General features: G+C 46.7%; 3 protein-coding genes. 1 reads left to right on the plus strand and 2 read right to left on the minus strand.

Going from position 1 to position 4,298, the window contains the following annotated elements:
• On the plus strand, positions 1-2,043 hold a 2,043-nt coding region (gene parC, locus V3S16_RS15540), incomplete at its 5' end, for a DNA topoisomerase IV subunit A (RefSeq protein ID WP_413886566.1).
• 11 nt (positions 2,044-2,054) lie between these two features.
• Here the strand turns inward: parC and V3S16_RS15545 are convergent.
• Together V3S16_RS15545 and V3S16_RS15550 are read right to left on the minus strand one after the other, a co-directional pair.
• Positions 2,055-2,726, minus strand: a complete 672-nt coding sequence (locus tag V3S16_RS15545; protein ID WP_413886568.1) for a nucleotidyl transferase AbiEii/AbiGii toxin family protein — start codon at positions 2,724-2,726, stop codon at positions 2,055-2,057.
• Positions 2,704-3,297: a type IV toxin-antitoxin system AbiEi family antitoxin domain-containing protein gene (locus V3S16_RS15550; protein ID WP_413886570.1), complete on the minus strand. Its 594-nt coding sequence runs from the start codon at positions 3,295-3,297 to the stop codon at positions 2,704-2,706. Before V3S16_RS15550 ends, V3S16_RS15545 begins: the two co-directional genes overlap by 23 nt.
• Positions 3,298-4,298: the final 1,001 nt, after the last annotated feature.

A 4,298-nucleotide genomic window follows, 5' to 3' on the forward strand; every position in this document is an offset into this window, starting at 1 on the left:
CTGGGTAAATTTCACCCTCACGGCGATTCGGCCTGTTATGAAGCCATGGTCTTAATGGCCCAGCCGTTTGCCTTTCGTTACCCTTTGCTGGATGGACAGGGCAACTGGGGATCTCCGGACGATCCCAAGTCATTCGCGGCCATGCGGTATACCGAATCCCGGTTGTCGGCCTATGCCGGGGTATTATTGAATGAGCTTGGCCTGGGCACCGTAGACTGGGTGCCTAACTTTGACGGCACCCTGAATGAACCTTCCACGCTCCCGGCACGCTTGCCGAATATCCTGCTAAACGGCAGCACCGGAATTGCTGTGGGCATGACGACCGATATTCCGCCTCACAATTTAGGTGAAGTTACCAATGCCTGCATCGAACTGCTCAAAAACCCCAAAGCAAACATTGAGGATCTGTGCGCCCACATCCAGGGACCGGATTTTCCCACTCGTGCGGAAATCATTACTCCGCGCAGTGAAATAGCACAGATGTATCGTACGGGTATCGGCAGGCTGAGGATGCGGGCTGTTTTTGAAAGAGAAAACGGGGAAATCGTTATTACAGCGCTGCCATACCAGGTGTCCGGCGCCAAAGTGCTGGAACAGATTGCCGGGCAAATGCAGGCAAAAAAACTGCCCATGGTAGTAGACCTTCGCGATGAGTCCGATCACGAAGAACCCACCCGTTTTGTGATCGTGCCGCGTTCCAACCGGGTCGATGTCGATGCGCTGATGGCGCATTTGTTTGCCACCACAGATCTTGAGCGCACCTTACGGGTGAACATGAACGTTATCGGCACCAACGGCCGTCCCCAAGTCAAGGGGTTGGCGGCTTTACTTCGAGAGTGGCTGGCCTATAGAACAGATACGGTCCGGCGGCGCCTGCAGCATCGACTGGACAAAGTAGAAAGCCGTCTGCATTTATTGGAAGGCTTACTTATCGCTTACCTCAATATCGATGCGGTGATCGAAATCATCCGCAGCCGGGAGCACCCCAAACCAATATTGATCCAGCACTTTAGCCTCACCGGTGAACAGGCCGAGGCCATTCTAGATCTGAAACTGCGCCATCTGGCCAGATTAGAGGAAATAAAAATCAAGTCCGAACAGGATGACCTGACTCGCGAGCAAAATGATCTGAAAAAAATCTTAGGATCAAATGCCCGCTTAAAAACACTGATACGCAAGGAGCTGATTGCAGATGCCGAAAAATACGGTGACCAAAGACGTTCTCCCATCGTTGAGCGTAAAGAGGCCCAGGCCCTTTCCCAGGCGGATATCGTGCCGCTGGAGCCGGTCACCGTAGTTTTATCCAGCAACGGCTGGGTTCGGGCTGCCAAGGGGCATGATGTGGACCCGGCTAATTTGAATTATAAATCAGGCGATCGATTCCAGGCAGCGGCCTTGGGCCGCAGCGACCAGCTCGCGGCCTTTTTGGACTCTACCGGCAGGAGCTATTCGATTCCCGTGCTTGGCCTGCCGTCGGCCAGGGGTCAGGGCGAACCGTTGAGCGGCCGTTTAAACCCGCCGCCGGAGGCAACCTTTGTATCGGTTCTGATGGGAGCACCTGAGCGGCTGTTGTTGCTGGCAAGTGATGCGGGTTACGGGTTTGTCGGTAAACTGGCTGAATTTTACACCAAAAACAGAAACGGCAAAGCCTTATTAACCTTACCCGCGGGGGCGCAGCCGTTAGCACCGAAATCGATAGATGATATCGATGCTGATCTTGTGGTTGCCGTCAGCAATGAAAGCCGGATGCTGGTATTTGCGGTCAAGCATCTTCCATTGCTGGCGCGCGGAAAAGGCAACAAGATTATCCAGATACCTGCGGCACGCGTTGCTTCAAGGGAAGAATTTATGGCCAAGCTTGCTGTTTTGCCAGTCGACAGTCATCTGATCATCCACGTCGGAAAACGCCACCTGACACTGAAACCGGGCAATATCGAACAGTTTAGGGGTGAGCGGGGACGTCGGGGACGCAAGCTGCCCAGGGGGTTTCGCAATGTAGACCGCCTGGAAGTGGTAAGACCTCAGCAGATGGCATTCATTTGAGACCTTTGAACCTATTCGCTCCATCCCTCTGGTTTAAGTTTCTGTCTGAGATATCTGAATTGGTTTTCAATGTAATAGGCCCGAATATCGCTTTCTAAAACAGAACCGAGTTTTACTTTAAAGTCATTCTCTTTGAAACCGTCCAATCTGGCAGCTATTTTCGACTTATCCGCTTCAGAAAGGTCCGGCAACGGAATACCCTGCCGTAACAGGAATTCAATGTCAAACCCATCACGGACTTCTCCCCTTTCCAGTAATGCAGAGATTTTATTTTTCATGGTTTGTTCCAGGGTATGCGCTTTTAAAACGACCTGTTTGGTACTGAACTTTGAATAGGCAATCTTTTCCTGGAAATCCCAATCGCCAATTTTTTTTCTGATTTCAATTTTGAGTCGCTTTGGAAAACTCCCTGAACGGATTTCGAACAGAATTGTGAAATGCTTCATTTGCGCATCCGTGATGTCATAACTCTGTTGCAGAACATCAAGCATCTTTTCGAAAAGTATGTTTTCAGCCGTGTCTTTAATCCGCCAGAAATCCAGGTCGACCGAATAGCGTTTGAGTTCGTGACAGAGCCGGAGCATGGTACCGCCGCCGAAAACGAGGGGATCAAGCAGACGTGCATTTTTCAGCTTTTCCAGGACCTCGATTTCAAAAATTTCATGCTTTTCGAAAATATTCATTTTTGTCTATAAATTTTTGGGTTTTCAAAGGAAACGACTTTGCCATGTGCTCGATCTTTTCCACATCAAATTTGCTAAAATCAATAGAGGGCATATCCAAATTATATCGTCCTAACGTCATTAAATAGACGGCATCCAGAAAGGCCTTTTCAGGTTCGGCGATAAAGACCCCCTGCTTTTTCAAAAATCCGCGATACACGTCCGTGCTGATTTTGGTATAGTTGAAAACGGTTTGCTCGATCTCTTTTCTTATTGTACGTTTAACAGCGACGGATTCGATGAAGTCACGCTGCATTTGAGTAGTTATTTCATAGTAATCCAGAGCTGTCATAAGAGAGATGTAGGATGGCACTTGCAAAATATTAGCGATGATAAATTTCTGTTCACGGTCAAGATTCGTCCATCTCTCTTTAAGAATGTAGATATTTCGTTTTATACGGACTAGCATCCCCTGTTTAACATAGCGATGAGCCGTTACTTTGGCTGAATTTTGCAAGATGCCCAGTGTACGAGCGATATCCTCATAACCAAAATACAGTTTCTCAATATCTCTTAATTGAAAGTGTCTCACAAGATATGCCTAATTAACATTTATGATAATTAAATATACTTGACATTTCGCTTTTTAGCAAGGACAATTTTCAAAAAAGCGATCATACAGTTAAAAACCTGCTGCCGTAAGCCCGCTCTGCGGCTTGAGCACAGCAACGAGACCTAAATTGTCCCGACCTACACTTGATTTGAAAGAATAAAGAGGTGGGTTGGAACTTTACTTGACAGTACAATTTTCAAGACAGTATCACAACTATTTTGAAGCCTTGATATTTACTGAATTATAGATAGTACAGGTCTCGGATAGATGATTACGAACCCCAATCTATACTGCTTATGGAGTAGTTTACATGCAAGGTTCAAGGCAGAGTACCAGTTATCGTGGACTCCTATTTTACAAGATAATATTAAACGATCTATCTTTCTCTCGCATGTCCTTAAGTCAATTCCTTCAATTTATCCAAGATATCGGTTTGACCCCATTTGCTTCCAATTGCTCGCAATACGATGAAAAAGAATCGTAAGATCAACATAAGGATTTCGGATAATGATCTTTCCGCCTTACAAAGAAGAGCCGCCCGGGAAGGCATTCCTTATCAAACATTAATTGGAAGTGTGCTTCACAAATATGTAAGTGGCTTTTTAAAAGAAGCAGGATAAAAAGGACTTGCATAACCTTTCAGTTCAAGGGACAGCCAATGCCGCCGCCTTTTTGAAAGGCTTTGTAGATAACGGTGTCGTGTCTTGAATAGTGAATAAAAGCCACTATTCACTATTTAACACAATTTCATACTTGAAGTGTACTGATGCCGATGTTTTTAAGGATGGAAAAACCAATAGTCGCTTGTTGTCGGGCATTATCTCTTTAGGCCCCGGCCTCCTTTGTCGGAAACTCTATCCCCGGTTTCATGGCGCGAATGAGAGCATCCAACTCTTTGCCGGTGATGGTCTCTTTTTCCAGCAAAAGCTCGGCCAGTTTATGCAGAATGTCTATATTTTCATCCAGGACATTCCTGGTAC

The organism is Candidatus Desulfatibia sp., assembly GCF_036446775.1.
Taxonomy (GTDB): domain Bacteria; phylum Desulfobacterota; class Desulfobacteria; order Desulfobacterales; family UBA11574; genus Desulfatibia_A.

Excerpts from the sequence above, each read along its gene's own strand:
- V3S16_RS15545 (WP_413886568.1), bottom strand. The coding sequence starts at position 2,726 with ATGAATATTTTCGAAAAGCATGAAATTTTTGAAATCGAGGTCCTGGAA.